This is a genomic window from Embleya sp. NPDC020886 (genome assembly GCF_044333915.1).
Taxonomy (GTDB): domain Bacteria; phylum Actinomycetota; class Actinomycetes; order Streptomycetales; family Streptomycetaceae; genus Embleya.
The window spans coordinates 347,258-372,568 of record NZ_JBIRRX010000001.1; the positions used below are offsets into that span (position 1 = coordinate 347,258).

The 25,311-nt window shown below is 72.0% G+C and carries 20 protein-coding genes and 1 pseudogene; 14 read left to right on the forward strand and 7 right to left on the reverse strand.

Features of this window, described 5'->3' with window-relative positions:
• Positions 1-47: 47 nt before the first annotated feature.
• Complete coding sequence (gene treZ, locus ACH4U8_RS01475; RefSeq protein WP_395775515.1) at positions 48-1,808, forward strand: malto-oligosyltrehalose trehalohydrolase; 1,761 nt, start codon at positions 48-50, stop codon at positions 1,806-1,808.
• 61 nt (positions 1,809-1,869) lie between these two features.
• Here the strand turns inward: treZ and ACH4U8_RS01480 are convergent, their stop codons facing one another.
• Together ACH4U8_RS01480 and zapE are read right to left on the reverse strand one after the other, a co-directional pair.
• The gene (locus ACH4U8_RS01480; RefSeq protein ID WP_360317808.1) at positions 1,870-2,709 is read right to left on the reverse strand and encodes a PPK2 family polyphosphate kinase; all 840 of its coding nucleotides are present in this window, start codon (positions 2,707-2,709) and stop codon (positions 1,870-1,872) included.
• 725 nt (positions 2,710-3,434) lie between these two features.
• The gene (gene zapE, locus ACH4U8_RS01485; RefSeq protein ID WP_395775516.1) at positions 3,435-4,481 is read right to left on the reverse strand and encodes a cell division protein ZapE; all 1,047 of its coding nucleotides are present in this window, start codon (positions 4,479-4,481) and stop codon (positions 3,435-3,437) included.
• A gap of 31 nt (positions 4,482-4,512) precedes the next feature.
• Here zapE and ACH4U8_RS01490 point away from each other — a divergent pair, with 31 nt between their 5' ends.
• The 7 genes and pseudogenes from ACH4U8_RS01490 to ACH4U8_RS01520 all read left to right on the forward strand — a co-directional run bounded on the left by ACH4U8_RS01490 (position 4,513) and on the right by ACH4U8_RS01520 (position 10,672).
• Positions 4,513-5,253, forward strand: coding sequence for a dihydrofolate reductase family protein (locus tag ACH4U8_RS01490; RefSeq protein ID WP_395775517.1), 741 nt, complete (start codon positions 4,513-4,515; stop codon positions 5,251-5,253).
• Between the two features lie 154 nt (positions 5,254-5,407).
• Positions 5,408-5,884 carry an indole-3-glycerol phosphate synthase gene (locus ACH4U8_RS01495; RefSeq protein WP_360317687.1) on the forward strand — a complete coding sequence of 159 codons (477 nt, stop codon included), beginning with the start codon at positions 5,408-5,410 and terminating at the stop codon, positions 5,882-5,884.
• Positions 5,885-5,944: 60 nt separating this feature from the next.
• The gene (murC, locus tag ACH4U8_RS01500; RefSeq protein ID WP_360317685.1) at positions 5,945-7,369 is read left to right on the forward strand and encodes a UDP-N-acetylmuramate--L-alanine ligase; all 1,425 of its coding nucleotides are present in this window, start codon (positions 5,945-5,947) and stop codon (positions 7,367-7,369) included.
• An 82-nt stretch (positions 7,370-7,451) separates the two neighbouring features.
• Positions 7,452-7,862, forward strand: coding sequence for a peptide-methionine (R)-S-oxide reductase MsrB (gene msrB, locus ACH4U8_RS01505; RefSeq protein ID WP_020549426.1), 411 nt, complete (start codon positions 7,452-7,454; stop codon positions 7,860-7,862).
• Positions 7,863-7,968: 106 nt separating this feature from the next.
• The gene (locus ACH4U8_RS01510) at positions 7,969-8,844 is read left to right on the forward strand and encodes a TIGR04222 domain-containing membrane protein (RefSeq protein ID WP_395775984.1); all 876 of its coding nucleotides are present in this window, start codon (positions 7,969-7,971) and stop codon (positions 8,842-8,844) included.
• An 83-nt stretch (positions 8,845-8,927) separates the two neighbouring features.
• A pseudogene (locus ACH4U8_RS01515) lies at positions 8,928-10,132 on the forward strand (DUF692 domain-containing protein).
• Between the two features lie 336 nt (positions 10,133-10,468).
• Complete coding sequence (locus ACH4U8_RS01520) at positions 10,469-10,672, forward strand: hypothetical protein (protein ID WP_380020526.1); 204 nt, start codon at positions 10,469-10,471, stop codon at positions 10,670-10,672.
• On the opposite strand, the gene hemQ is transcribed toward ACH4U8_RS01520, so the two are convergent.
• The 3 genes from hemQ to hemE form a co-directional block, all read right to left on the reverse strand.
• Positions 10,621-11,418: a hydrogen peroxide-dependent heme synthase gene (gene hemQ, locus ACH4U8_RS01525; RefSeq protein ID WP_379992588.1), complete on the reverse strand. Its 798-nt coding sequence runs from the start codon at positions 11,416-11,418 to the stop codon at positions 10,621-10,623. The genes ACH4U8_RS01520 and hemQ overlap by 52 nt on opposite strands.
• Positions 11,419-11,448: 30 nt before the next feature.
• The gene (gene hemG, locus ACH4U8_RS01530; RefSeq protein ID WP_360317677.1) at positions 11,449-12,900 is read right to left on the reverse strand and encodes a protoporphyrinogen oxidase; all 1,452 of its coding nucleotides are present in this window, start codon (positions 12,898-12,900) and stop codon (positions 11,449-11,451) included.
• A 160-nt stretch (positions 12,901-13,060) separates the two neighbouring features.
• The gene (gene hemE, locus ACH4U8_RS01535) at positions 13,061-14,125 is read right to left on the reverse strand and encodes a uroporphyrinogen decarboxylase (RefSeq protein ID WP_360317675.1); all 1,065 of its coding nucleotides are present in this window, start codon (positions 14,123-14,125) and stop codon (positions 13,061-13,063) included.
• A 93-nt stretch (positions 14,126-14,218) separates the two neighbouring features.
• On the opposite strand from hemE, the gene ACH4U8_RS01540 reads away from it, so the two are divergent.
• From ACH4U8_RS01540 to efeU, 4 genes are all read left to right on the forward strand, one after another.
• The gene (locus tag ACH4U8_RS01540; RefSeq protein WP_360317673.1) at positions 14,219-14,815 is read left to right on the forward strand and encodes a DUF3000 domain-containing protein; all 597 of its coding nucleotides are present in this window, start codon (positions 14,219-14,221) and stop codon (positions 14,813-14,815) included.
• A 179-nt stretch (positions 14,816-14,994) separates the two neighbouring features.
• Entirely contained in the window at positions 14,995-15,663 is a 669-nt protein-coding gene (locus ACH4U8_RS01545; protein ID WP_078974877.1) for a response regulator transcription factor, read from the forward strand.
• Positions 15,664-15,994: 331 nt separating this feature from the next.
• The gene (locus ACH4U8_RS01550; RefSeq protein ID WP_360317671.1) at positions 15,995-17,272 is read left to right on the forward strand and encodes a ribonuclease D; all 1,278 of its coding nucleotides are present in this window, start codon (positions 15,995-15,997) and stop codon (positions 17,270-17,272) included.
• A 176-nt stretch (positions 17,273-17,448) separates the two neighbouring features.
• Positions 17,449-18,297 (forward strand): iron uptake transporter permease EfeU, encoded by an 849-nt coding sequence (efeU, locus tag ACH4U8_RS01555; RefSeq protein ID WP_395775518.1) that lies wholly within the window; start codon positions 17,449-17,451, stop codon positions 18,295-18,297.
• Positions 18,298-18,385: 88 nt separating this feature from the next.
• Here efeU and efeB read toward each other — a convergent pair whose 3' ends face one another.
• The gene (efeB, locus tag ACH4U8_RS01560) at positions 18,386-19,663 is read right to left on the reverse strand and encodes an iron uptake transporter deferrochelatase/peroxidase subunit (RefSeq protein WP_395775519.1); all 1,278 of its coding nucleotides are present in this window, start codon (positions 19,661-19,663) and stop codon (positions 18,386-18,388) included.
• 108 nt (positions 19,664-19,771) lie between these two features.
• The gene (gene efeO, locus ACH4U8_RS01565) at positions 19,772-20,905 is read right to left on the reverse strand and encodes an iron uptake system protein EfeO (protein WP_360317479.1); all 1,134 of its coding nucleotides are present in this window, start codon (positions 20,903-20,905) and stop codon (positions 19,772-19,774) included.
• A 668-nt stretch (positions 20,906-21,573) separates the two neighbouring features.
• On the opposite strand from efeO, the gene ACH4U8_RS01570 reads away from it, so the two are divergent.
• Positions 21,574-22,833, forward strand: coding sequence for a thiolase family protein (locus tag ACH4U8_RS01570; RefSeq protein ID WP_360317477.1), 1,260 nt, complete (start codon positions 21,574-21,576; stop codon positions 22,831-22,833).
• The gene (locus ACH4U8_RS01575; RefSeq protein WP_395775520.1) at positions 22,830-24,965 is read left to right on the forward strand and encodes a 3-hydroxyacyl-CoA dehydrogenase NAD-binding domain-containing protein; all 2,136 of its coding nucleotides are present in this window, start codon (positions 22,830-22,832) and stop codon (positions 24,963-24,965) included. Before ACH4U8_RS01570 ends, ACH4U8_RS01575 begins: the two co-directional genes overlap by 4 nt.
• Positions 24,966-25,311 lie beyond the last annotated feature (346 nt).

Below are 25,311 nucleotides of genomic sequence, written 5' to 3' on the forward strand. Positions count from 1 at the left end.
GCACTCTCCCACCCGTTCGCCCGCGTTCCCGGAAAGGACAAACCATCGTGGTCAGGTTCGAGGTCTGGGCCCCGAAAGCGTCGTCCCTGGACGTCATCGTCGACGGTCGCCGCAAGCCGATGCGGGACGCGAACCGGCCCGGGTGGTGGCAGGCGGAGGTCCCGGCCGCGGTGCACGGGAGCGACTACGCGTTCGTGATCGACGGCAGCGCCCCGCTGCCCGACCCGCGCTCACCCTGGCAGCCGCACGGCCCGGACGGCCCCAGCCGGGTGGTGGACCACGCCGCGTACACGTGGGCCGACCGGGCCTGGACCGGCCGGCCGCTGCCCGGCGCGGTGGTCTACGAGTTGCACATCGGCACCTTCACGGTCGAGGGCACCTTCACCGCGGCCGTCGAGCGGCTGGACCACCTGGTCGACCTGGGCGTCACGCACGTCGAGGTGATGCCGGTGTCCGCCTTCCCGGGCAGGCACGGGTGGGGCTACGACGGGGTGTGCCCGTGGGCGGTGCACGAGCCGTACGGCGGCCCGGAGGGCCTGAAACGATTCGTCGACGCCTGCCACGGGCGCGGCCTGGGCGTGATCCTGGACGTGGTGCACAACCACCTGGGCCCCTCCGGCAACCATCTCCCGCAGTTCGGGCCCTACTTCACCGACCGCTACAAGACACCGTGGGGTTGGGCGGTCAACCTGGACGGACCCGGCTCCGACGAGGTGCGCGCCTACCTGGTCGCCAGCGCCCTCATGTGGCTGCGCGACTACCACGTGGACGGACTGCGCCTGGACGCGGTGCACGCGCTCGCCGACAACCGCGCGGTGCCCTTCCTCGAAGAGTTGTCCGAGGCGGTGGACAAGCTCGCCGCGGCCAGTGGTCGGCCGCTGTTCCTGATCGCCGAGTCGGACCTGAACGACCCCCGGGTGGTCACCCCGCGCGAGAGTGGCGGGATGGGCGTCCAGGCCCAGTGGAGCGACGACTTCCACCACGCGCTGCACGCCCTGCTCACCGGCGAACGGCAGGGCTATTACGGCGACTTCGGATCGATGGGCACACTCGCCAAGACGCTCACCCGGGTCTGGCTGCACGACGGCACGTGGTCCTCGTTCCGCGAGCGCACGCACGGCCGGCCGGTGCCCACCTCACGCATGCCCGCACACCGCTTCCTGGGCTACCTGCAAACCCACGACCAGGTCGGCAATCGGGCCACCGGCGACCGCATCTCGGCCACCCTGCCGCCGGCGCTGCTGGCCGCGGGCGCGGCCCTGGTACTCACCTCGCCGTTCACCCCGATGTTGTTCATGGGCGAGGAATGGGGCGCGTCCACCCCGTGGCAGTACTTCACCGACCACACCGACCCCGAACTGGCCGAGGCGGTGCGCAACGGGCGGCGCGCCGAGTTCGCCTCGCACGGCTGGGACGCCGCGCAGATCCCGGATCCGCAGTCCGCGCGGACCGTGCGCGACTCGTGTCTGGACTGGGACGAGCTCAAGGGCTCACCCCACGCGGCGCTGCTGGCCTGGTACAAGCGGCTGATCGCGCTGCGTCGCGAGTGGGAACACCTGACCGATCCGGATCTGACCCGGGTTCAGGTCAGCTTCGAGGAGACCGCCGGCTGGCTGATGGTGCATCGTGGTGCGTTCCGTACGGCGATCAACCTGGCCGAGCAGCCCGCCACGCTGCCGATGGGCACCGGCGCGGCCGAGATCGTCGCGGCCTGGGACGACCGCGCGGAGATCCGGCGCGGCCTGGTCGGCACCACCCTGCGCCTGCCCGCGACCTCGGTCGCGGTGGTCCGCGTGGGCCCGCGCTGATCGGGCCCGAACGCCGGACGGTCGACGCCGCCGTCCGGCGTTCGGGGCCGCCCGGGTCCGCTCAGGCGTCCAGCAGCCGCTTGCGCTCCGCCTCGACGTCGAAGGTGGCCGCCGGGTACCGCGGGTCCAACTCGGCGAGGTGCTCCAGCAACAGCCGGCTGATCGCCCAGTTGCGGTACCACTTACGGTCCGAGGGCACCACGTACCAGGGCGTCGCGTCGCTGTCGCACTTCTCCAGCGCGGCCTCGTAGGCCGCGCGATACTGCGGCCACACCGAGCGCTCGTCGATGTCCGCGGGGTTGAACTTCCAGTGCTTGTCCGGGTTGTCCAGCCGCGCGAGCAACCGCTCCCGCTGCTCCTCGGGCGAGATGTGCAGGAAGACCTTGAGCACGCTCACCTCGTCCTTGGCCAGGCCCTGCTCGAAGCGGTTGATCGTGGCGTAGCGGCGCGACCACACCTGGCGCGGGACCAGTTCGCGCACCCGGGCGATCAACACGTCCTCGTAGTGCGAGCGATCGAAGACGCCGATCAGGCCGGGGGCCGGTACCTGGTTGCGGATCCGCCACAGGAACGGGTGTCCGAGTTCTTCCTCGGTCGGCGCCTTGAACGCGTGGATGTGGCAGCCGGACGGGTTGAACTGGCCGATCACGTGCTTGACCGTGCCGCCCTTGCCGGAGGTGTCCATGCCCTGGATCACCAGGAGCACCCGGCGGCGCGCACCGCCGGCCACGGCCTGCGCGTAGAGCTTCTCCTGAAGCTCGGCCAGTCGCGGTGCCATCGCGGCGACGTCGGCGAGCGCGTCGGCCTTGTCGCCGCGGAAGCCCGGGGTGGCGCGCGGGTCGATCGCGGTCAGGTCGACGGGGCCGGCGGGCGGGCGGAGCACGGCGCGGATGGACGGCACGTCCGTCCGCGGGTGCTCGGCCGCCTCCGCGGGCGCCTCGGCGACCACGTGCAGGCGCGGTGACTCGGCGGCGACCCGGGTTTCGGGGACGGACTCGACGACGGCTTCGGTCACCACCTCGACGACGTCCGGGCCGACCGCTTCGAGGGCGACCACGTCCAGGCGCAGCGCCTTGGCGGCGGCCTGCTCGGCCTCGGCGCGCTCGGCGGCCTGCCGGGCGAGCTTCTTCGCCACCTTCGCCGCTTCGGCGGCCTCCCGCTCGGCTGCGGCCCGGACCGCCTTGGCGGCCTTCTTGTCGGCCTTCCGGGCGGCCTTGGCCTGCTCGGCCCGCAACTCCCGCTCGGCCTTCAGCGCCTTCTCGGCCTTCCTGGCGGCTTTCTCCGTCTTTTCGGCCTTTTCGGCTTTCTCGGCCTTGGCGGCTTTCTCGGGCTTCTCGATCTTCTTGGCGGCCTTCTCGGGCTTCTCGGCCTTGCCGGCCTTCGCGGCCTTCGCGGCCTTCGCAACGGCCGTTTCGTCCCATGTCTCGCCCAGGCCCACCGGGGCTCGCCCCTTCGGGTCCCGGTCGGTCGTGCCTGCACTCCTGCGTTCGGCCTTCTTCGCCATACCGCTGCCTCCGCGTCGTCGGGACCCGGGTCCGATGATGCCTCACCCGCACACCGGTCGCCCACGGACAACACCCGCACGGCGCACGGCCGATGCCGGCCGTACCCGTGCGTCCGCCCCGGTCAGCGGGTCGGTACGTGCTCCGCGCCGTCGCGGGCCATCGCCACCAGCCGCGAGACCGCGCGCAGGTACTTCTTGCGGTAGCCGCCGGCCAGCATCTCCTCGGTGAACAACTCGTCGAAGGGCACCCCCGAGGCGACGACCGGCAGCTCGCGGTCGTACATCCGGTCCGCGAGCACCACCAGGCGCAGCGCGGTCGCCTGGTCCTGGACCGGTCGCACGCCGCGCCAGAAGATGCCGGTGACCCCGTCGAGCATGGCCCCGTAGCGGCTGGGATGCACGGTCGCCAGGTGCGCGAGCAGCTCGGGGAAGTCGTCGAGCGCGGCACCCTCGGGCGCGGCCTCGGCGGACTTGGCGACCACGTCGTCGTCGATCGGCGCGGGAGCCGCGGGCAGGCCCCGGTGCCGGTAGTCCTCGCCGTCGATGCGCAACGCCTCGAAGCGCGCGGACAACCCCTGTATCTCGCGCATGAAGTCCTGCGCGGCGAACCGGCCCTCGCCGAGCTTGTCGGGCAGCGTGTTCGAGGTGGCGGCCAGCTTGACGCCCGCGTCGGCGAGCTTGCCGAGCAGGGTGGACACCAGGACGGTGTCGCCCGGGTCGTCCAGCTCGAACTCGTCGATGCACAACAGGCGGTGTCCGGACAGCGCCTCGACGGTCTGCCGAAAGCCCAGCGCGCCGACCAGGTTGGTCAGCTCGACGAACGTGCACAGCGACTTGGGTCCGGGCGCGGCGTGCCACAGCGACGCGAGCAGGTGGGTCTTGCCGACGCCGTAGCCGCCGTCGAGGTAGATCCCGCTGGGGCCGGGCGCGCTCTCCCGGCGGAACCAGCGCCGCCGGCCGTTCCCGCCGTCCCCGTTCAGCTCGGCCGCGAACCGCTCCAGGCGCTGCACGGCCGCGGCCTGCCCGGGCTGGTTCGGATCGGGAATGTAGGTATCGAAGCGCACGTCGCCGAAGCGCGGCGGCGGAACCATCTCGGCGACGAGACGGTCGGCGGGGACGCTGGGCTGCCGCCGGGTGAGTGACACGGCGTGGACTACTGGCACGATCATCAAGCCTACGACGCGTGCAAAACTCGGTCGCATGCGCCGTCTCCTTCCCGTACCCAGCGCCCCTGCCGAACCCGACGTCGACCTCGTCGAGGCGTACGCCTATCCGCCCGGCCGAACCTGGCTGCGGGCCAACATGGTGGCCGGCCTCGACGGCGCCGCGCAGGCACCCGACGGCCTGTCCGCGGGGCTGTCCTCACCGGCGGACAAGCGCATCTTCGGGGTGCTGCGCGGCCTGGCCGACGTCGTGGTGGTGGGCGCGGCCACCGTCCGCAAGGAGGGCTACCGGCCGCCCAAGCCCAAACCGGCCTACGCCGCCGCCCGCGCCGCCGCCGGGCAACCGCCGGCGCCGGTGATCGCGGTCGTCTCGCGCGGCCTGGCCATCGACTTCACCGCGCCGCTGTTCACCGAGGCGGTCACCCCGACCATCGTGATCACCTGCGAGGAGGCCGCACCGCACGGCTTGGCGGCGGCCCGCGAATACGGTGACCTGCTCGTCGCCGGACGGGACCGGGTCGACCTCGCGAGTGCCCTGGACGCACTGGCGGCCCGCGGCCTGACCCGGCAGCTCACCGAGGGCGGCCCGCACGTGCTGGCCCAGATCGCCGCGTGCGGTCGCCTGGACGAGCTGTGCCTGACGGTGAGCCCGCTGCTGACCGCCGGTCCCGCCGACCGGATCCTGGCCGGTCCGGCCCTTCCGGACGGCCTGTCGATGCGCCCGGTGTCGGTGCTGGAGGAGGACGGCTCGCTGTTCACCCGCTACGTGCGGGCGTGAGCCTCGCCGGCACACCCGCGCGCCCGTGCCCGGCGGCCGATATCCCGCGCTCGTGGACGGTCGCCGACCGAGAGAGTGGGAGGGTGGTCTCCTGGGCGGACGGCGCACAGACACCCGCCCCGGCGGTTGGATCATCCGGATCAAGGAGTGTTGCGTGTACACGATCGTGCTGCTCATCGAAAAGGTCCTGAACGAGGCGGACGTCGAGTTCGTCACCAGCCTGCACGAGGGCGTCGAGACCTCGTTCGTGGTGGTCCTGCCCGGCAAGGCCGACCATCGCAAGCTGCTCCAGGCCCTGGACGACGTGGCCCTGGTGCGCCTGGACGAGGCGGCCGAGGACATCGACGAGAAGCCCGACCCGGACGACGGCGCGACCGCCGCCCGCCGCACGTTGGACGCGAGCGTCGCGGCCCTGCGCGCGTCCGGCGCGAACGCGGTGGGCGAGACCACCCCGGGGCGCGACCCGCTGGACACGCTCAAGCAGATCGTCGAGCGGCACGACGCGGACGAGGTGATCGTGCTCACCGACCCGCACTTCATCGAAGAGGTCTTCCACCGCGACTGGGCCTCGCGGGCCCGGCAGAACGTGGGTGTCCCGGTGCTCAAGCTCTTCGCACACGACGTGAGCTGACACAATCGCGGGAGCCCGCGCCGAACCGCCCGGGTCCCACGATTCGAAGGAGCCCGCGTCATGGCACCCCCCGCCGAGCCCGTCGACCTCGGCAGCCCGTTCTTCGTCGGCATCGGTGGCGCCGGCATGTCCGGGCTCGCCAAGATCCTCGCGATTCGCGGGGCCCGGGTCTCCGGCAGCGACGCCAAGGACTCCACCCAGGTGCTCGCGCTGCGCCAACTCGGCTGCACGGTGCACGTGGGCCACGACGCGGCCAACGTGGCCGAGGACGTGTCCTGCGTGGTCGTGTCGTCCGCGATCCGTACGGACAATCCCGAGCTGGTGCGCGCCCGCGAGCGGGGCATCCCGATCGTGCACCGCGCGGACGCGCTCGCCCGGCTGATGGACGGGCGCCGCTCGGTGGCCGTCGCCGGCACCCACGGCAAGACCACCACGACCAGCATGCTCGCGGTCGGCCTCACCTCGCTGGGCCTGGACCCGTCCTTCGCGATCGGCGCCGACCTCAACGAGGCCGGCAGCAACGCCCACCACGGCTCGGGCGACATCTTCGTGGCCGAGGCGGACGAGAGCGACCGCAGCTTCCACAAGTACGCGCCCGAGGTCGCGGTCGTCCTCAACGTCGAGTTGGACCACCACGCCAACTACGGCTCGCTCGAGGACGTGCTGGAGGCGTTCGAGATCTTCGCCGCCCGGATCACCCCGGGCGGCACCCTGGTGGTGTCCGCCGACGACGCCGGCGCCGGCACCCTGCGCGAGCGGCTCGCGGTGTCCCTGCCGCTGCTGCGGGTGGTCACCGTCGGCGAGCACCCGGACGCGGACCTGCGCCTGGTCGAGATCGAGTCGCTCGGCCTGGGCAGCCGGGTCACGGTGCGCGGCAAGGCCGTCGAGGACGACCTGGTGTTCACCGTCGCGGTGCCCGGCCGGCACAACGCCTCCAACGCGGTGATGGCGCTCGCGGTCGGCCTGGCCCTGGGCGTCGAGCCGCAGCGGATGGCCGAGGGCCTGGGCAAGTACCAGGGAGTGCGCCGCCGATTCCAGCTCAAGGGCGAGGAGAGCGGCATCCGGGTGATCGACTCGTACGCCCACCACCCCACCGAGATCGCCGCCGACCTGGCCACCGCGCGCGGCGCGGTGGGCGCGGGCCGGGTGATCGCGGTGTACCAGCCGCATCTGTTCAGCCGCACCCAGCAGTTGGGCGTGGAGATGGGCCGCGCGCTGGCCGCCGCCGACATCGCGGTCGTGATGGACATCTACGCCGCCCGCGAGGACCCGCAGCCGGGCGTGACCAGCAACATCATCGCGCACGCCGCGCTGGACAACGGCGGCCTGGTGCGCACCGAGCACAGTTGGTCCGACGTCGCCGGTTCGGTGGCCGCGCTGGCCCGGCCCGGGGATCTGGTCCTGACCATGGGCGCGGGCGATGTCACCCTGCTCGGCCCGGAGATCCTGGACGCGATCCGCGACCGCAACAACGCCCCGCGCTGAGCATCGGCCGGCCGGGCCGACCGCACGGTGCCGCGACGTCCCCGAGGGAACGTCGCGGCACCGTGCGGTGTTGGATGTGAACATGGCCTACGAAATCGAGAAGACCGACGACCAGTGGCGGGCCGAGCTGTCCCCCGAGGAGTTTCGGGTGCTGCGCCGAGCCGGCACCGAGCGCGCCTGGACGGGCGAGTACACCGAGACCAAGACGACCGGCGTCTACCGCTGTCGGGCATGCCGGACCGAGCTGTTCCGCTCCGACACCAAGTTCGACAGCCACTGCGGCTGGCCGTCCTTCTACGCGCCGCTGGCCGAGGACCGGGTCGAGTACATCGAGGACTCGTCGATGGGCATGACCCGGGTCGAGGTGCGCTGCAAGAGTTGCGGCTCGCACCTGGGACACGTCTTCGAGGGTGAGGGCTACGGGACGCCCACCGACCAGCGTTACTGCATCAACTCCATCTCGCTGACCCTGGAACCCGACCCGCAGGGCTGATCCAGCCGCAGGGTCGATCGCCCGGCCGGCAAACCTGCTTCGGGCCGGTGCGGCAAAGCTCACATCGGGTCACTCGGGCGGTGTTCGTCCGCTATGCCTGGTGACCATGAATCCGTGGCTGCCACTCCTCGCGTACTCGGTCTGGACGGCGCTCGTGCTCGGCGTCGCCATCGGGTGCGCCCGGCGTGGCGGCAAGCGGGCCGATCGGCAACGCCTGACCGAACTGAGCCCGACCGAGTACGCGTTCGTGTCCGGCGGTGCGGCCCGCGCGGCCGACGTGTGCATCCTGCGCCTGCTCGGCGCCGGGTCGCTGCACGTGAGCCGGGACGGCCAGGTGGTCGCCGCCCGCGCCCCCGAGCCGGGCGCGGTGCCGGACGCACCATTGCGCGTGCTCGACGAGGGGTACGGCGGGCTGCCGCTGCGCGAACTGCGCGTGCGGGTGGCCGCGTCGCCGGAGATCCAGGCGATCGGCGCCACGTTGTTCGCGGACGGTCTGGTCGCGCGGCCGAACGCGGAGCCGCGCCGGCTGCCGCGCTGGGCGTTGTTCGCGAGCATCCCGCTGGGTGTGGCCACCGCCGTGGCGGGCTTCGTGACCGCCGACGACGGAGCCGCGAGCGCGCTGCCGTGGGTGGGTCTGTTGCTCGCGGTGATCGGCATCCAGGCGTGTGTCGCGGGCCTGCTGCTGCTCGGCGTGTTCGGTGAGCGGGTGGTGCCCACCGCGCCGATGATGCGCCGGCTGATCCGGCTGCGCCGCGACGAGGCGGCGGTGGCCGCCCTGGGCGCCGACGGGGTGGGCGCGGTCGCGCTGTGGGGCCTGGACCGCTTCCCCGACCCGGTGGTCAAGGAGATCTTCCGCCGCAACGCCCCCGCTCCGGGCAGCCGCGACCCGCAGTCCCCGTGGTGCGGCAACACGTCCTGCGCGTCCCCCCAGGGCGCCCGAGCGGGCTCCTGCGGCGGCACGGCGGACGGCTGCGGCGGCTAGGGGCCGTCCGGGCCCGGTGGGCGCGGCGCAACCGAGGGAAGTCCGCCTGTTTCGCCGTGCGTGGTGCCCGTCATGCTTGGCAGATGCGGACAGCGGTGGGAATCGGGTGGCGGCCGGAGATCGACCTGACGATCGAGCGCCTGGCCGGCGTCGATTTCGTCGAGGTGATCGCCGAGAACGTCTGCGTCGAGCACCTGCCCGAGTCGTTGCGGGTGTTGCGCGCACGGGGCGTCGAGGTGATTCCGCACGGCGTCGCCCTCGGGCTCGCGGGTGCCGACCGGCCCGATCCGGCCCGGCTGGCCCGGCTGGCCGAGGTGGCGGGCGCGCTGGAGTCGCCGCTGGTCAGCGAGCACCTCGCGTTCGTCCGGGCAGGCGGTCTGGAGGCCGGCCACCTGCTGCCCGCGCCGATGACGTGGGACGCGCTCGACGTGGTCGTGGAGAACGTACGGATCGCCCAGGAGTCGCTGCCGGTCCCGCTCGCGCTGGAGAACCCGGCGACCCTGCTGACCTGGCCCGACAACGAGATGAGCGAGGCGCGGTTTTTGACCGAGCTGGTCGAGCGGACCGGCGTGCGGTTGCTGATCGACGTGGCCAATCTGCACACCGAGCGGGTCAACCACGGCCTGGACCCGGCCGCCGCACTGGCCGAACTGCCACTGGAGGCGGTCGAGTACGTGCACGTCGCCGGCGGCGTCGAGCGCGACGGCCTGTGGCACGACACACACGCGCACCCGGTGACCGCGCCGGTCCTGGAGGTGCTGGAGATGTTGTGCGCGCTGCACCGGCCGCCGCGGGTGCTGCTGGAGCGCGACACCGACTTCCCGCCGGCCGGCGAGTTGGCCGCCGAACTGGCCGCGATCCGCGCGGTGCTCACCCGCCCGGCGGTGCGCTCGTGAGCGCGCGCGAGCGGCTGGCCCGGCAACAGGGCGAACTGCTCGCGGCACTGGTGGCGGGTGGACCCACGCCGGCCGGTTTCGATCCGGAGCGGGTGCGGACCCAGGCCCGGGCACTGGCCGCCAAGCGGCGCGACTCGGCGCTGCGCGCGGTGCCCGAACTGGCCGACGCGCTGGGGCCGCGCTGGCCGGGCGAATTCATGACGTGGGCACTGGTGCACCCGAAACCGGCGGAGGGCGGCAGCCGCGCGGACGTACACGCCTTCGCGTCGCACCTGTGCGAGCGGGACGCGCTGCCGGCGGCGTTGGCCGAGGTGTTCACGACGCGCGAGCCGTCCCGGTGGGGGCGATTGCGCGGGTGGTTGGCACGCCGCGCGTGGGGGCGCGGGCAGTAGGCACGGCAGGCAATCGCACACAGGGGGTGGGCGCGGCATGGTTTGGGCCTTGGTAGCGGCGTATTTGGTCATCGTGGTGTGGGGCATCACCCGCCACCAAATCCGCAGGCGGCTCCGCAGGCCGATCCGGCAGTGGGCGGACCGGCGCGCCCGTCGGGAGTACGGACGAGGCGGGTTCTCGAACGACGCCCCGTGGATGGGCGGCCCGCCATTCGACGGATACGGCTCGCAGCACTCGCACGGGCACCACCAGCACGGCCCCGACTGGCAGGGGCATCACGGCCACCACGCCTCGTGCGGCGGGAACTCCTCGTGCGGCGCGGGCGGGGGTTCCTCGTGTTCGAGCGGCTCGTCGTGCTCGAGCGGCTCGTCCTGTTCCAGCGGTTCCTCGTGCTCGAGCTCGTCGTCGTGTTCGAGCAGCTCGTCCTAGCCTGCGACGCCGCGCGGCGGTCGGGCCCGATCGGCTCGACCGCCGCGCGGGAGGTGACTCAGACCAGACCGGCGAGCAGTTCGCCGATCGAACGCCGGCGACCGGTGTAGAACGGCACCTCCTCGCGCACGTGCCGGCGGGTCTCCGAGCCGCGCAGGTGCCGCATCAGGTCGACGATGCGATGCAGCTCGTCGGCCTCGAAGGCGAGGATCCACTCGTAGTCGCCGAGCGCGAAGGAGGGCACCGTGTTCGCCCGCACGTCCGGGAAGCCGCGCGCCATCTTCCCGTGCTCGGCGAGCAGCCGACGACGCTCGGCGTCCTCCAGCAGGTACCACTCGTACGAGCGCACGAAGGGATACACCGCGACGAAGTCGCGCGGGGTCTCCTCGGCCAGGAAGGCCGGGATGTGGCTCTTGTTGAACTCCGCCGGGCGATGCAGCGCCATGTTCGACCACACCGGCTCCAGCAGCCGCCCCAGGTCGGTGCGGCGGAAGCGGTTGTACGCCTCCTGGAGCGCGTCCGAGTCCTCGGCGTGCCACCAGATCATCAGGTCCGCGTCGGCGCGCAGGCCCGAGACGTCGTAGGTGCCACGCACCACGACGTCCTTGTCGAGCAACTGCTCGAACAACTGCTCGACCTCGCCCGCCATGCCCGCCCGGTCCACGGGCAGCGGCTCACGGAGCCGGAAGACCGACCACATCGTGTACCTGATCACCTGGTTGAGGTCGCGGGCCTTGGGGCGGGTCGGCGCCGGCCCGCCTTCGGTCCCGGTGACGTCCCCGTCGAGAGCGGCGTCGATCACGGCTGCTGCGGCGTCGACCGGTTCCGGGGTGTTCTCCGCGGTGCTTTGCGTCATGGGTCGATTCTCTCTCTCCCGGGCCGGGCGTCAGCGCACGGGGCGGGCAAGCGGCCCGGCGAGCTGCGCCAAGACGTCGGCCGCGGCAGCCGTCCCGCTCGCCACACACGCGGGGATGCCCACGCCCTCGTACGCCGCACCGCACACCGCCAGCCGGGGCAACCGCTCCACCGCGTCGCGCACGCAGGCGATCCGGCCCAGATGGCCGACCGCGTACTGCGGCAGCCCACCACCCCAGCGGGTGACCCTCGTGTCGATCGGCTCGGCGCTCAGCCCGATCGCGTCCCGCAGGTCGGCGAGCGAGTCGGCGACCAGATCCGCGTCCTCGCGCTGCAGCACCGCCTGCTCGCCGGCCCGCCCGAGCGAGGTGCGCAGGACGAAGGTGTCGCGGTCGGCATCGCCGAGCCAGCCCCACTTGTTCGACGCGAACGTGCTCGCCTTGATCCGGCGGCCGTCGATCGGCGGCACCAGGAACCCGCTGCCTGCGGGCACCGCCGCCAGGTCGGCGCGGCGGAACGCGAGGGTGACCAGCGCCATGCCCGCGTACTCGATCGAGGACAGTTCGACCGCGGCGACCGTGGAGTGCGGCCGCAGCAGCCGCGCCGCGGGCGCCGCCGGCACCGCGAGCACCACCGCGTCCGCGTCGAGCACGGCCGGCGCGTTCGTCGGCCCGGTGATCAGCCGCCAGCCGCTCGGCGTGCGCTCCAGTTCGCGCACCGTGGTCCGGGTTTTGATCTCGCCGCGCCCGGTCGCCACCACCGCGCCCGCGACCGCGACCGGCAGCCGCCCGACGCCACCGCGAATGCCCATGAACACGGGGCCGCCCGGCCGCTGGGCGGCACGCTCCAGCAGCCCGCGCACACCCGCGACCAGCGACCCGCCGGAGCGTGCGATCGGCAACAACTGCGGGACCGCCGCGGCGAGCGAGATGTCGTAGGCGTTGCCCGCGTACACCCCACCCAACAGCGGCTCGACCAGCCGGTCCACCACCTCGTGGCCGACCCGCTCGGCGACATAGCGGCCCACCGAGACGTCGTCCTCGTAGCGGTGCGGCGCGAGCGCGTGGTCCAGCGGGATCCGGGCCAGGCCCGCCGCCGACAACACCCCGCTCGACGCGAGCGTTTCCAGGTCGCCGGGCACACCCATGACATGGCCGCGCGGCATCGGCCGCAGCGCACCGCGGGTCCACAACGACGCGCTCGCGGTGGTCGGCGGCTGCAGATCCGCGGCCAGGCCGACCTCACGCGCGAGGTCGATCGACTCGCTGCGCCGCGCGAGCATCGACTCGGCGCCCTCGTCGACCGCGACGCCCGCGATGGTGCCCGCGTGCAGCTTGCCACCGATCCGCGCGGAGCCTTCCAGCACCGTGACGGTGAGCTGCGGATCGCCGTCCCGAAGCAACATCCAGGCAGCCGTGAGACCGGCGATTCCGCCCCCCACGACCACGACATGACGACCGTCTACCACCGGCGAACTGTCCACACCGCACCCTCTCACGCACACCGCCCGGCGACCGGAACCGGCCACGCGTCGGCCCCGTCCGGGCAGCGCCCCGCGGCTCACCGACCCGGCACCCGCGTCCACGCCGCCGAGCAGCGCGCGGGCGTCGACCCCAGAACCACCGGCGCCCGCACCCGCCGCCCTACCGCGCGCTGACCTCGTGCACGTGCGCCACGATCCGGGTGAGCACCTCGGGGTCGGTGTTGGGCAGTACGCCGTGCCCCAGGTTGAAGATGTGCCCCTCGGCGGCACGCCCGGCGGCCAACACCTCGTCGGTCTTGGTCCGGACCGCCTCCCACGGCGCGAACACCACGGCCGAGTCCAGGTTGCCCTGGAGCGCCTTGCCCGGCCCGACCCGGGTCGCCGCCGCGTCCAGCGGAATGCGCCAGTCGACGCCGACCACGTCGGCCCCGGCCTCGCCGAACATGTGCAGCAGTTCCCCGGTGCCCACCCCGAAGTGGATCCGCGGCACGCCGTAGTGCTCGACCGAGGCCAGCACCTTCGTACTGGCCGGCAGCACCGAGGCGCGATAGTCGGCGGCGGACAGCGCGCCGGCCCACGAGTCGAACAGTTGGATCGCCGAGGCGCCCGCCTCGATCTGCACCTTCAGGAACGCCGAGGTGATCTGCGCGAGCCGGTCGACCAGGTCGGCCCACAGTTGCGGGTCGCCGTACATCAGCGCCTTGGTCTGCTCGTGGTTCTTCGACGGCCCGCCCTCGACCAGGTAGCTGGCGAGGGTGAACGGCGCCCCGGCGAACCCGATCAGCGGCGTGGCGCCGAGTTCGCCGACGAGCTGACCGACCGCCTCGGTGATGTAGGGGACGTCCTCCGGCGTCAGATCGCGCAGTTGCGCGAGATCGGCGCGCGAGCGGATCGGGTGGGCCACCACCGGACCGACGCCGGGCTTGATGTCCAGGTCGATGCCGATCGCCTTGAGCGGGACCACGATGTCGCTGAAGAAGATCGCCGCGTCCACGCCGTGCCGGCGCACCGGCTGCAGGGTGATCTCGGTGACCAGGTCCGGCCGCATGCACGAGTCGAGCATCGCGGTGCCCTCGCGAAGCTTGCGGTATTCGGGCAGCGAACGACCCGCCTGGCGCATGAACCACACCGGGGTGTGCGGTACGGGTTCACGTCGGCAGGCCCGCAGGAAGGCCGAGTCTCGGACGGTGGCGTGCGGAAGGCTCGTTTCGGTCACATCCGCCATGGTCCCAGACGCACCCGGACGGCCCAGACCGAGCACCCCCGTACGGCGCGTCGCCCGGGCCTGACGACCCCGGCGCGGCCTAGGCTGCCAAGCATGGCAGCAGGCGGCGAATCCGAGGAGCCCGAGGAGTTTCGGCAGGCGCTGGCCGGATGGCGGGCCGCGAGCCTGCGCCCGGAGATCGTGCTGGAGGAGATGTCCCGGCCACGCGGCCTGGCCCCCTGGTCGGCGGCGTTCGCGGGTGAGGTCGCGCTGGGCGAGGACGAGGACGAACTGGCGGGCGGGCGGATCGTGCTGCTGCACGACCCGGCGGGTCACGAGGCCTGGGAGGGGACGTTTCGCGTGGTGACCATGACGCGGGCCGAACTCGAACCCGAGCTGGCGATGGACCCGCTGCTGCCCGAGGTCGGCTGGACCTGGCTGACCGAGTCCCTGCACGCGGTCGGCGCCGCCTATCGGGCCCCCAGCGGCACCGTCAGTCGCAGTACCTCGCAGGGTTTCGGCGGACTCTCCGGGCAGATCGCCCGGACCGAGATCGAGGTCCGGGCGTCCTGGACCCCGACCGACGACGAGTTGTTGCCCCACCTGCTGGCGTGGACCGAACTCATGTGCACCTGCGCGGGTTTGCCGCCGCTGGTCTCGGGCGAAGGCGTGGTCGCCATACCGCGCCGGCCCGCCCGACCCGGCTCCTGACACGCCGGGTCGGCACTGCGAGACCTCGCGGTCACACACCCGGGTCAACGTCGCATAACGGATTTGGATCTTCCTCTAAAGGCCGGCGCCATATGTGCCGAAGGACAGGGTGACCACCCCGAAGGAGTAGCTGGTCGGGCCGCTTCTTCGGGAATCGCGATCACTGCGCAGGAGGCCCGGTGTCGGTACTTCTCGATCACCCTGCAAACCTGCTTGCCTACCGTCCTTCCAAGCCCACGGCAATGGTTGTCGTCGCGGACCCCCGGGTTCGCGACGCGGTCATCCGCCACCTGTGGGCCCTCGGTGTGCGCGACGTCGTCGGGGCGTCGACCATCGCCGAGGCTCGATCCCGTGCCGGTACACCGCGCGACCTCTGTGTCGCCGACGTGCACCTGCCCGACGGCTCCGGACTCACGCTTCTCACCGAGATGCGCGCGTCCGGTTGGCCGAACGGCTTGGCACTCTCCGCAGCCGACGACATCGGTGCCGTTCGTTCCGCGCTTGCCGCGGGCGTTCGGGGCTATGTCGTGACCGGCGCGCGAGCGGGACTGAACCCTGGACACGCACGGCAAGCGGGAATGCACCACGGGATGCCCCAGGCAAACCGCATGCGTCCGTCGGAACAGCGCGGGACGGAGCCCGGCTCCGGCGTCCGGGAGCTTTCGGCGCGCGAGATCGAGGTCCTGCGCCTCGTCGCGGAGGGCCGGTCCAACAAGGCGATCGGCCAGGCGATGGGCCTGTCGGCGTTGACGGTCAAGAGCCATCTCGCCCGCATCGCCCGCAAGATGGGCACGGGCGACCGTGCCGGCATGGTCGCCCTCGCGTTGCGGGCGGGCATCATCAGCTGACGCAGGTCGGCAGAGCATCAGGACACCTCATCAGGTAGAGCCGAATCCCGGCGGGTGGACCCACCCGCCGGGATTCGGCCTGTCGGGGCCCGGGCGCGCTCGGCCCCGGGTCGGTCGAGCCGGTTCGGCTCGCCGCGCGACCTGCGCCCGCCCCGCGCGCACGAGGGCGCCCGAACCCGATGTCGCCGGCCGAATCCGGCGCCCCGGCATGTCCCGGATATTCCGTGCCGGTGGATTTTGTACGGTTTCCGACCGCCGTACACCGCCCGTGGCGCGCCCACCTTGGCGGGGACCTGCCCGATCGGGTGGACGGGCGGGTTATTTTGGTGGGGTGACCGACGCCTCCTTCGAAACCTCATCCGAACTTCCGGCGCCGGTCCCCCCGGCGCCGGTCCCTCTCCTGGCACCTCGCGAGGGCGTACCGCCGGTCGTGGCGGATCCGCGAGCGCTCGCCGAGACCATCGCCGCCTTCGCCGCCGGAGCGGGACCGGTCGCCGTCGACGCCGAGCGGGCGTCGGGCTATCGCTACGGACAACGTGCCTATCTGATCCAACTGCGCCGGGCCGGCGCGGGCAGCGCCCTGGTCGACCCCGCGGCGTGTCCGGACCTGTCCGGGCTGGGCGCGGCGATCGTCGACGCCGAATGGGTCCTGCACGCCGCCTCCCAGGACCTGCCGTGCCTGGCCGAGGTCGGCATGGTGCCGCGGCGGATCTTCGACACCGAGCTGGCCGGCCGACTCGCCGCCTTCCCCCGGGTGGGGCTGGGCGCGATGGTCGAGACCGTGCTCGGCTTCTCCCTGGAGAAGGGGCATTCGGCGGTGGACTGGTCCACCCGCCCCCTGCCCGAGCCGTGGCTGCGTTACGCCGCGCTGGACGTGGAGGTGCTGATCGAGCTGCGCGACGAGCTGGAGGCCGTACTGACCGAGCAGGGCAAGCTCGACTGGGCCCTGCAGGAGTTCGCCGCGATCGCCGCCGCGCCGCCGGCCGCCCCCCGGGTGGACCCGTGGCGGCGCACGTCCGGGCTGCACCGGGTGCGGCGCCGTCGGCAGTTGGCGATCGTGCGCTCGTTGTGGCTGGCCAGGGACGGCATCGCCCGCCAGAAGGACGTCTCGCCGGGCCGGGTGATCCCGGACAGCGCGATCGTCGAGGCCGCACTCGCCGGGCCCGCGTCGGTGGCCGCCCTGCTCGCGCTGCCCGGCTTCACCGGTCGGGACAGCCGACGCCAGGCCGGCGTGTGGCTGGCCGCGATCGAGCAGGCCCGGGCGCTGCCCGAGGTGGAGCTGCCGATGTCCACGCTGCCGCACGAGGGCCCGCCGCCGGCGCGCGCGTGGACGGACAAGGACCCGGCCGCCGCGGAGCGTCTGACCGCGGCCAAGACGGCCGTGGCGGCCATCGCGGACGAGCACACGCTGCCCACCGAGAACCTGCTCGCGCCGGACTACGTGCGCCGGCTCGCCTGGGCACCACCCTCGGCGCCCACCGCCGACGCGATCGGCGATGTACTGCGCGCCTTCGGCGCACGTTCGTGGCAGATCACGCTGACCGCGCCCGCGCTCTCCGGCGCGTTCCTGCGGCTGGCCGCACACGCCGCCAACGGCACCGGCGCCTGACCCGGACACCGCGCACCGGGCGCGTTGCGTCCGGTGCGCCGCGACGGGCGATCCGCGATTCGGCGCGGCGCGCCGTTACCCGAGCTTTGCTTTGTCCACATTGACGCCGGATCCCCCGGATGGTTTGGTTAGCCTCGCCTAATTTTTCGGTATTTGTTCGAGCGGTGGGGTGGCCTGTGTTTGCCAACTATCTGATTGGCCTGCGCGAGGGCCTGGAGGCGGCCCTGGTGGTCAGCATCCTGATCGCCTATCTCGTCAAGAGCGAGCGCCGGGACGCGTTGCCGGCCGTGTGGCTGGGGGTGGCCGCCGCGGTGGCGCTGAGCGTCGCGCTGGAGGCGACCCTCGAACTGACCTCCGCCGAGATGACGTTCAGGCAACAGGAACTCTTCGGCGGCTCCCTGTCGATCGTCGCCGTCCTGCTGGTCACCTGGATGATCTTCTGGATGCGACGCACCTCGCACGCCCTCAGGGCCGAGCTCCAGGGCCGACTCGACCACGCCCTGGCCATGGGCACCGGCGCACTCGTCCTCACCGCGTTCCTGTCCGTGGGCCGCGAAGGACTGGAGACCGCCGTCATCGTCTGGGGCACCGCCCGCTCCACCGGCGAGAACACCGAACCCATGATCGGCGTCGCCCTCGGCCTGGCCACCGCCGTCGTCCTCGGCTACCTCTTCTACGCCGGCGCCGTCCGCATCAACCTCGCCAAATTCTTCCTGTGGACCGGCGCCGGCCTCGTCGTCGTCGCCGCCGGCGTCCTCGCCTACGGCGTCCACGACCTCCAGGAGGCCGACCACCTCCCCGGCCTGACCGACCGCGCCTTCGACATCAGCGACACCATCCCCGCCGACAGCTGGTACGGCACCCTCCTCAAGGGCATCCTCAACTTCCAACCCGACCCCACCGTCCTGCAGGCCACCGTCTGGCTCCTCTACCTCGTCCCCGTCATGGCCCTGTTCCTCCTGCTCCCCAAGGGCGGCACCAAGACCCGGACACCGACCCCGCAGGAAACCACCGCCACCGCCTGAGCACACCCCGGCGCACATGCGTGAAGGGCCCGATCCGAGGTGCGGATCGGGCCCTTCACGCATCGGGGTGGGCGGCGCCCACCGGCACTCAGGCGAACAGCGCCTTGCCCCAGTAGTCGTCCGCGCCGTGCACCCCGCCGGGGCAGGCGAACAGCGCCGAACCCACGTGCTGGATGTATTCGTTCATCGTGTCGTTCGCCGCCAACTGTTGCTGGAGCGGGATGAAGCCCTTGCGCGGGTCGCGCTGGTAGGCCAGGAAGAACAGGCCCGCCTCCAGCCGGCCGAGCCCGTCCGACCCGTCCACGAACGAGTAACCCCGGCGCAGGATGGTCACCCCGTTGTTGGAGTCGGGGTGGGACAGGCGCACGTGCGAGTTCTCCGGCAACGCCTTGAGCGGGACCACGTCGTGCTCGCCGGTGGCGCCGTGCGGCGCGCCGACGCCCTTGGACCGGCCGATGACGTCCTGCTGCTCCTGTAGCGAGGTCCGGTCCCAGGTCTCGATGTGCATCCGGATTCGGCGGGCGACCAGGTACGACCCGCCGGTCATCCACTGCGGGCCCTCGCCGGCCGGTACCCACACGTGATCGCGCAGTCGGTCGGCCTCGGTGCCGGCGATGTTGCGCGTGCCGTCCTTGAATCCGAACAGGTTGCGCGGCGTCATCGCCTCGGGCGTGGTCGAGGAGGTCTTGCCGAAGCCGAGCTGGGACCAGCGCACCGACACCACGCCGAAGCCGATCCGGGCGAGGTTGCGGATCGCGTGCACCGCGACCTGCGGATCGTCCGAGCAGGCCTGGACCGCGATGTCGCCGCCGGAGCGCTGCGGGTCGAGCTTGTCGCCCGGGAACAGGGGCAGTTCGGCGAGCGCCTCGGGCTTCTTCGCGGCGATCTGGAACCGGTCGCGGCCGTCCTTGGTGAACAGCGTGGGGCCGAACCCGACGGTGAGCGTGAGGTTGTTCGGCGGCAGGCCGACGGCCTCGCCGGTGTCGTCCGGCGGCGACTGCGGGACGCCGCTGTCCGCGCCGGTCCCGATCGCCTTGCCCGCGGTCATCGCGGCCGCCGCGGCGGTCCACTGTCGAAGCATGCGGACCAGCTTGGCGCGGTCGTCGGTGATCACGTCGAAGACGCAGAAGTGCAGCCGGTCCTGCACCGGCGTGGCGATGCCGGCCTGGTTGACGCCGTGGAAGTCGACCGCGCCCAGGGTCGGCACGGACGACTTGTCCTCGCTCCCGGTGACCGCGGTGGCCACCCCGCCGGCCGCGGCGGCGCCGACCACGAGCGCGCCGCCGGTCCAGCCCAGCAGGGCCCGCCGACTGAAACCGTCGCCCGACGGCTCGACCGTCTCGGTGTCGTGTTCGATCTCGGTCATGAGGCCCTCCCTATGGACGTGCGGTTGCCCGTGCGATGTGGTCGGCGGCGTGCCACGCCCGGCCCCGCGCTGCGGCCGGGCGTTCGCCCGTTGCGACGTGGGACATGACTAGGCGACGACGCCGGCCAGCTTGGACAACGGCTCGCCGAGCGCGTTGACGGCGTCCGAGAGTTCCTTGCGCTTGGCCTCGTCGACGGTGTCGTAGGACACGTAGCCCTCGCCCTGCTTGTACTTGTTCAACAGGCCCTGGATCTTGGCGAACTCGCCGTCCAGGGTGCCGGCCAGCGCCGCGTCCTTCTCCGCCACGTACGGCTTCAGCAGGTCGAACGCCTTCTTCGCGCCGTCCACGTTGCCCACGAAGTCCCACAGGTCGGTGTGGCTGAACGCCTCTTCCTCACCGGTGACCTTGCCGGTGGCCACCTCGTCGAGGAGTTCCTTGGCGCCGTTGGCGATCGAGGTCGGGGTGATCTCGGCCGTGCCCACCTTCGACTGGAGCGTCTTGAGGTCGGCCAAAAGGCGGTCGGCGTAGCCCTTCTCCACGTCGGTGATCTGTCCGGTCGTCCACAGCGCCTTCTCGATCCGGTGCCAACCGGACCACTCCTGCCCCGGCTCCAGGTCGGCCTCGCGGGCGTCCATCTGCGGGTCGAGGTCGCCGAAGCTCTCCGCGACCGGCTCGATGGTCTCCCAGCCCAGGCGCGACTTGGGGTAGAGGTCCTTGGCCTTGGCCACGTCGCCGGCCTTGACCGCGTTCACGAACTCGGTGGCGACCGGCAACATCTGATCGACCGTCTCGGTGGTGAAGGCGCGGTAGTGCGCGACCGCCTGGGCGAGGCGGGGGTCGACCGGCTTCTCGGCCGGGGTGCCGGCGACGGTGATCTTCTGCCGGATGCCGTCGCCCTTCATCCCGGGCTTGCAGGCGACCTCGTAGCTGCCGGCCTTGATCTCGAAGTTCAGCGTCGCCGAGGTGCCGGGGCCGATGTTCTCGCGCTCGGTGACGATCCGGTCGCCCTGGGCGTAGACGTACAGCTCGGTGACCTGGCTGCCCTTGTTGGTCACCTTGATGCTGTTCTTGCCCGCCGGCCAGTCCTTCTTGCCGACGTCGCACGACTTGTCCTTGGCGGTCACCTTGACGGCGTCGCCGGAGGATTCGTCGCTGCTGCACGCGGTGAGCGCCAGCGGCAACGCGAGCAACAGTCCGGTGCCCAGCACGCGAACGGCAGGGCGGCGACGGACGACAGACATGGACTCTCCCGGGGACGAGAACGAGCGAAGGCGGGTCGAGGCCCGGCAGGGGAACGACAGGGACCAGCACCCGCAGAAATGCACAAGAGGGACAAAAGGCAATTATTAGGCAAGGCTAACCAAGCCTAGGCTTGGCTTATTTTGTCAGCCGAATGCCCCCACACAGTCAAGCCGAAGTAAAGGCCCCCCTCGTCGAACGTGGATCACATCACGTCCGGCCCGAGACCCGCCGGCGCGGCAAAGCATGGCGAGCCCGGTATATGCGTAAAGTCGTGCCGAGTCGGCACAATCCGGAGCCTCGTGATCACCTCGGCGCGGACCACCGCGACAGCCCGTCGGAGCTCCGCCCTCGTGCTGCGGCCTCGCTTGCGGGCGGATCCGAGCGGGCGCGCGCGGCTCGGGCGGTCCGGCGTCGAGGATCCCGGCGACCGCGGCCGAAACCGTCGACTTCCTCGGCTCGTTCGCGCGCCCGAATGCGTCCGGGAGGCGTTCCGGGCGCGCTCCGGGGGTGCTTTGACTGGAAATCCACCGGTCGCCGGGCCGTTCCGGATCCCTGCGGACGGCGGTCCGGCGGACGGGGCGCGGCCGGAGTGGGGTCGAGGGCTAGGACCATTGGTTACTCATGAGTAGCATGGGGCTCGTACCCATCGCAGGAGGAGTGTGCGCTCGTGCCTCGTAACGTCCGGGACGTCGTCTTCGTAGACGGCGTCCGTACCCCCTTCGGCAAGGCCGGCCCCAAGGGCATCTACCACGAGACGCGAGCCGACGACCTCGTCATCGCGTGTATCCGTGAGCTGATGCGCCGCAACCCGTCGCTGCCGCCGGCCCGCGTGGACGAGGTCGCCATCGCGGCCACCACGCAGATCGGCGACCAGGGCCTGACCATCGGCCGTACCGCGGCGCTGCTCGCGGGACTGCCGCGCGAGGTGCCCGGCTATTCGATCGACCGCATGTGCGCGGGCGCGATGACCGCGGTCACCACGGCCGCCGGCGGCATCGCCTTCGGCGCCTACGACGTCGTGGTCGCCGGCGGTGTCGAGCACATGGGCCGCCACCCCATGGGCGAGGGTGCCGACCCGAACCCGCGGATCATCTCCGAGCAGCTCGTGGACCCGTCCGCGCTGGTCATGGGCAACACCGCGGAGAACATCCACGACCGCTTCCCGGAGCTGACCAAGGAGCGCGCCGACCGGTTCGCCCTCGGCAGCCAGGACAAGGCCGCCAAGGCGTACGCCGACAACCGGATCCAGCCCGACCTGGTGCCGGTCGCGGTCCGCTCGGTCGAGCAGGGCTGGGGCCTGTCCACCGTCGACGAGCCGATGCGCCCGGGCACCACGCTCGAGGGCCTCGGTGCGCTCAAGACCCCGTTCCGGCCGCACGGCCGGGTCACCGCCGGCAACGCGGCGGGCCTCAACGACGGCGCGACCGCGTGTCTGCTCGCCTCCGAGGACGCCGCGCGCGAGCTGGGTCTGCCGATCAAGATGCGCCTCGTGCAGTTCGCCTTCGCCGGCGTGGAGCCCGAGGTGATGGGCATCGGCCCGGTTCCGGCCACCGAGAAGGCCCTGGAGCGCGCCGGCCTCACCATCGAGGACATCGGCCTGTTCGAGCTGAACGAGGCGTTCGCGGTCCAGGTGTTGTCCTTCCTGGACCACTACAAGATCGCCGACGACGACCCGCGTGTGAACAAGTACGGCGGCGCGATCGCCTTCGGTCACCCGCTCGCCTCCTCCGGCGTGCGCCTGATGACCCAGCTCGCGCGCCAGTTCGAGGAGCACCCCGAGGTCCGCTACGGCCTGACCTCGATGTGCATCGGGCTGGGCATGGGCGGGACCGTCATCTGGGAGAACCCGAACTGGACCGGGGCCGACGCGGACACCGCGAACTCCGCGACGAACGCCGCGACGAACTCCGAGGGGAACGACAAGTGAGCGACCTGAGCCGACTGGCCGCCGAGGTCTTTCCCGACGAACTGGTCTCGCACTTCCCCGTACGCGTGCTCGATCTCCCGGGCGGCGCGGGCAGGTTCGCGCTGATCACCATCGACAACGGCTTCGACCACACCAAGCCGAACACGTTCGGCCCGGCCGGTCTGGGCGAGCTGAACGCCGCGATCGACAAGGTCGAGGCGCTGGCCGCGGCGGGCGACATCGTCGCGGCGGGGGTGACCGGCAAGCCGTTCATCTTCGCCGTCGGCGCCGACCTCAAGGGCGTGGAGAAGGTCGTCCTGCGCGAGCACGCGCACGCCATCGGCAAGGCCGGCCACGACACGTTCAAGCGGCTGACCGCGCTGCCCGTGCCCACGTTCGCGTTCTACAACGGCGCGGCGATGGGCGGCGGCGTCGAGATCGGCCTGGCCTGCACGTACCGCACCATCTCCACCGCGGTGCCGGCCTTCTCGCTGCCCGAGTGTTTCCTGGGTCTGGTCCCCGGTTGGGGCGGCTGCGTGTTGCTGCCGAACCTGATCGGTCCGGACAACGCGGTCACCGTGATCATCGAGAACGCGCTGAACCAGAACCGGCAGCTCAACGGTCCCAAGGCATTCAAGCTCGGGATCGCGGACGCGCTGGTGGAGTCGGCCGACTTCCTGGCCCAATCGCTGGTGTGGGCGGGCAAGGTCGTCTCCGGCGAGATCGTGGTCGAGCGCCCGGAGATCGATCGCGGCGCCGGCTGGAACGCGGCGATCGAGCGCGGTCGGGCGATCGCCGACTCGAAGGTGCACGGGGCCTCCCCCGCGCCGTATCGCGCGCTGGAGATCATCGACGCGGCGCGCTCCGCACGATTGGGCGACGTGGCCTCGCTGCAGGCCGGCTTCGACGCCGAGGACGACGCGCTCGCCGACCTGATCATGGGCGACGAACTGCGCGCGGGACTGTACTCGTTCAACCTGATCCAAAAGCGCGCCAAGCGCCCGGCCGGCGCGCCGGATCGCAAGCTCGCCCGCCCGGTCACCAAGGTCGGCGTGGTCGGCGCCGGACTGATGGCCTCACAACTCGCGCTGCTGTTCGCGCGTCGCCTGCGGGTGCCGGTCGTGCTGACCGACATCGACCAGGAGCGCGTGGACAAGGGCGTCGGCTACGTGCACGCCGAGGTCGACAAGCTCCTGCTCAAGAAGCGCATCTCGGCGGACGCCGCGAACCGGCTCAAGGCGCTGGTGACCGGCTCGCTGACCAAGGACGCGTTCGCGGACGCCGACTTCGTGATCGAGGCCGTGTTCGAGGAGATGTCGGTCAAGCAGCAGGTGTTCGCCGAGGTCGAGGCCGTGGTCTCGCCGACCTGCATCCTGGCCACCAACACCTCGTCTTTGTCGATCACCGAGATGGCCTCCAAGCTGGCGCACCCCGAGCGGGTGGTGGGCTTCCACTTCTTCAACCCGGTCGCGATCCTGCCGCTCCTGGAGATCGTCCGCGCCGAGCAGACCGACGACGGTGCGCTCGCCACCGCCTTCGCCGTCTCCAAGCAGCTCAAGAAGACCTCGGTCCTGGTCAAGGACGCCCCGGCGTTCGTGGTCAACCGCGTGCTCACCCGCTTCCTCGGCGAGGTGCTGGCGGCGGTGGACGAGGGCACCCCGATCGAGGTCGCCGACAACGCGCTGGCCCCGCTGGGCCTGCCGATGTCCCCGATGGTCCTGCTCGAACTCGTCGGCCCGGCGATCGCCGCGCACGTCGGCGAGACCCTGCACACGGCCTTCCCGGACCGCTTCGGCGTCTCGGCCAACCTGGAGCGCGTGGTCAAGGCCGGCAAACGCTCCTTCCTGACCTGGGCCTCGGGCGCCCAGGAGGTCGACCCGGAGGTCGTCGCGCTGCTGGAGGTGGGCGACTCCCCCTCCACGGAGGAGCAGGTCCGCGACCGCGCGTTGGCCGCCCTGGCCGACGAGATCACCCGCATGCTCGACGAGGGCGTCGTCGCCGCCCCGCAGGACATCGACCTGTGCATGATCGCCGGCGCCGGCTGGCCCTTCCACCTGGGCGGCATCACCCCGTACCTGGACCGCGCGGGGGTCAGCGAGAAAACCGTGGGCAAGCGCTTCCTCCCGGCGGGGGTGGCTTCGGTTCCGCGGTAGGCGGGCGGCGCGCGAAGGGCGGCCCGGCTCCGTGGGGCCGCCCTTCGCGCGCTTGGGCCAATCGGCGTTCGGGTCGCTCGGCGCTCGGGTCACACCCGGGTCGGCGGGCGGCTTGCCACAGGTGGGTCGGAAGGCGGCCTCGGGGTCGGCCTTGGGTGACGGCGGCGCTCTGTACCTGCGAGACCATCACGGGATCGGGGGCTGCGGCTCGTGCGAACGACCGAAGCCGGTGGCTTGCAGGGCCCCCAGGGGGCGACCGTCGCTACGCGCCGCCACCTGCCACTTGTCCCGGGTCGGCTCACGGATCGGTCGGCTGCCTGGGAGGGCGGATGGCCGCACGCAGGTC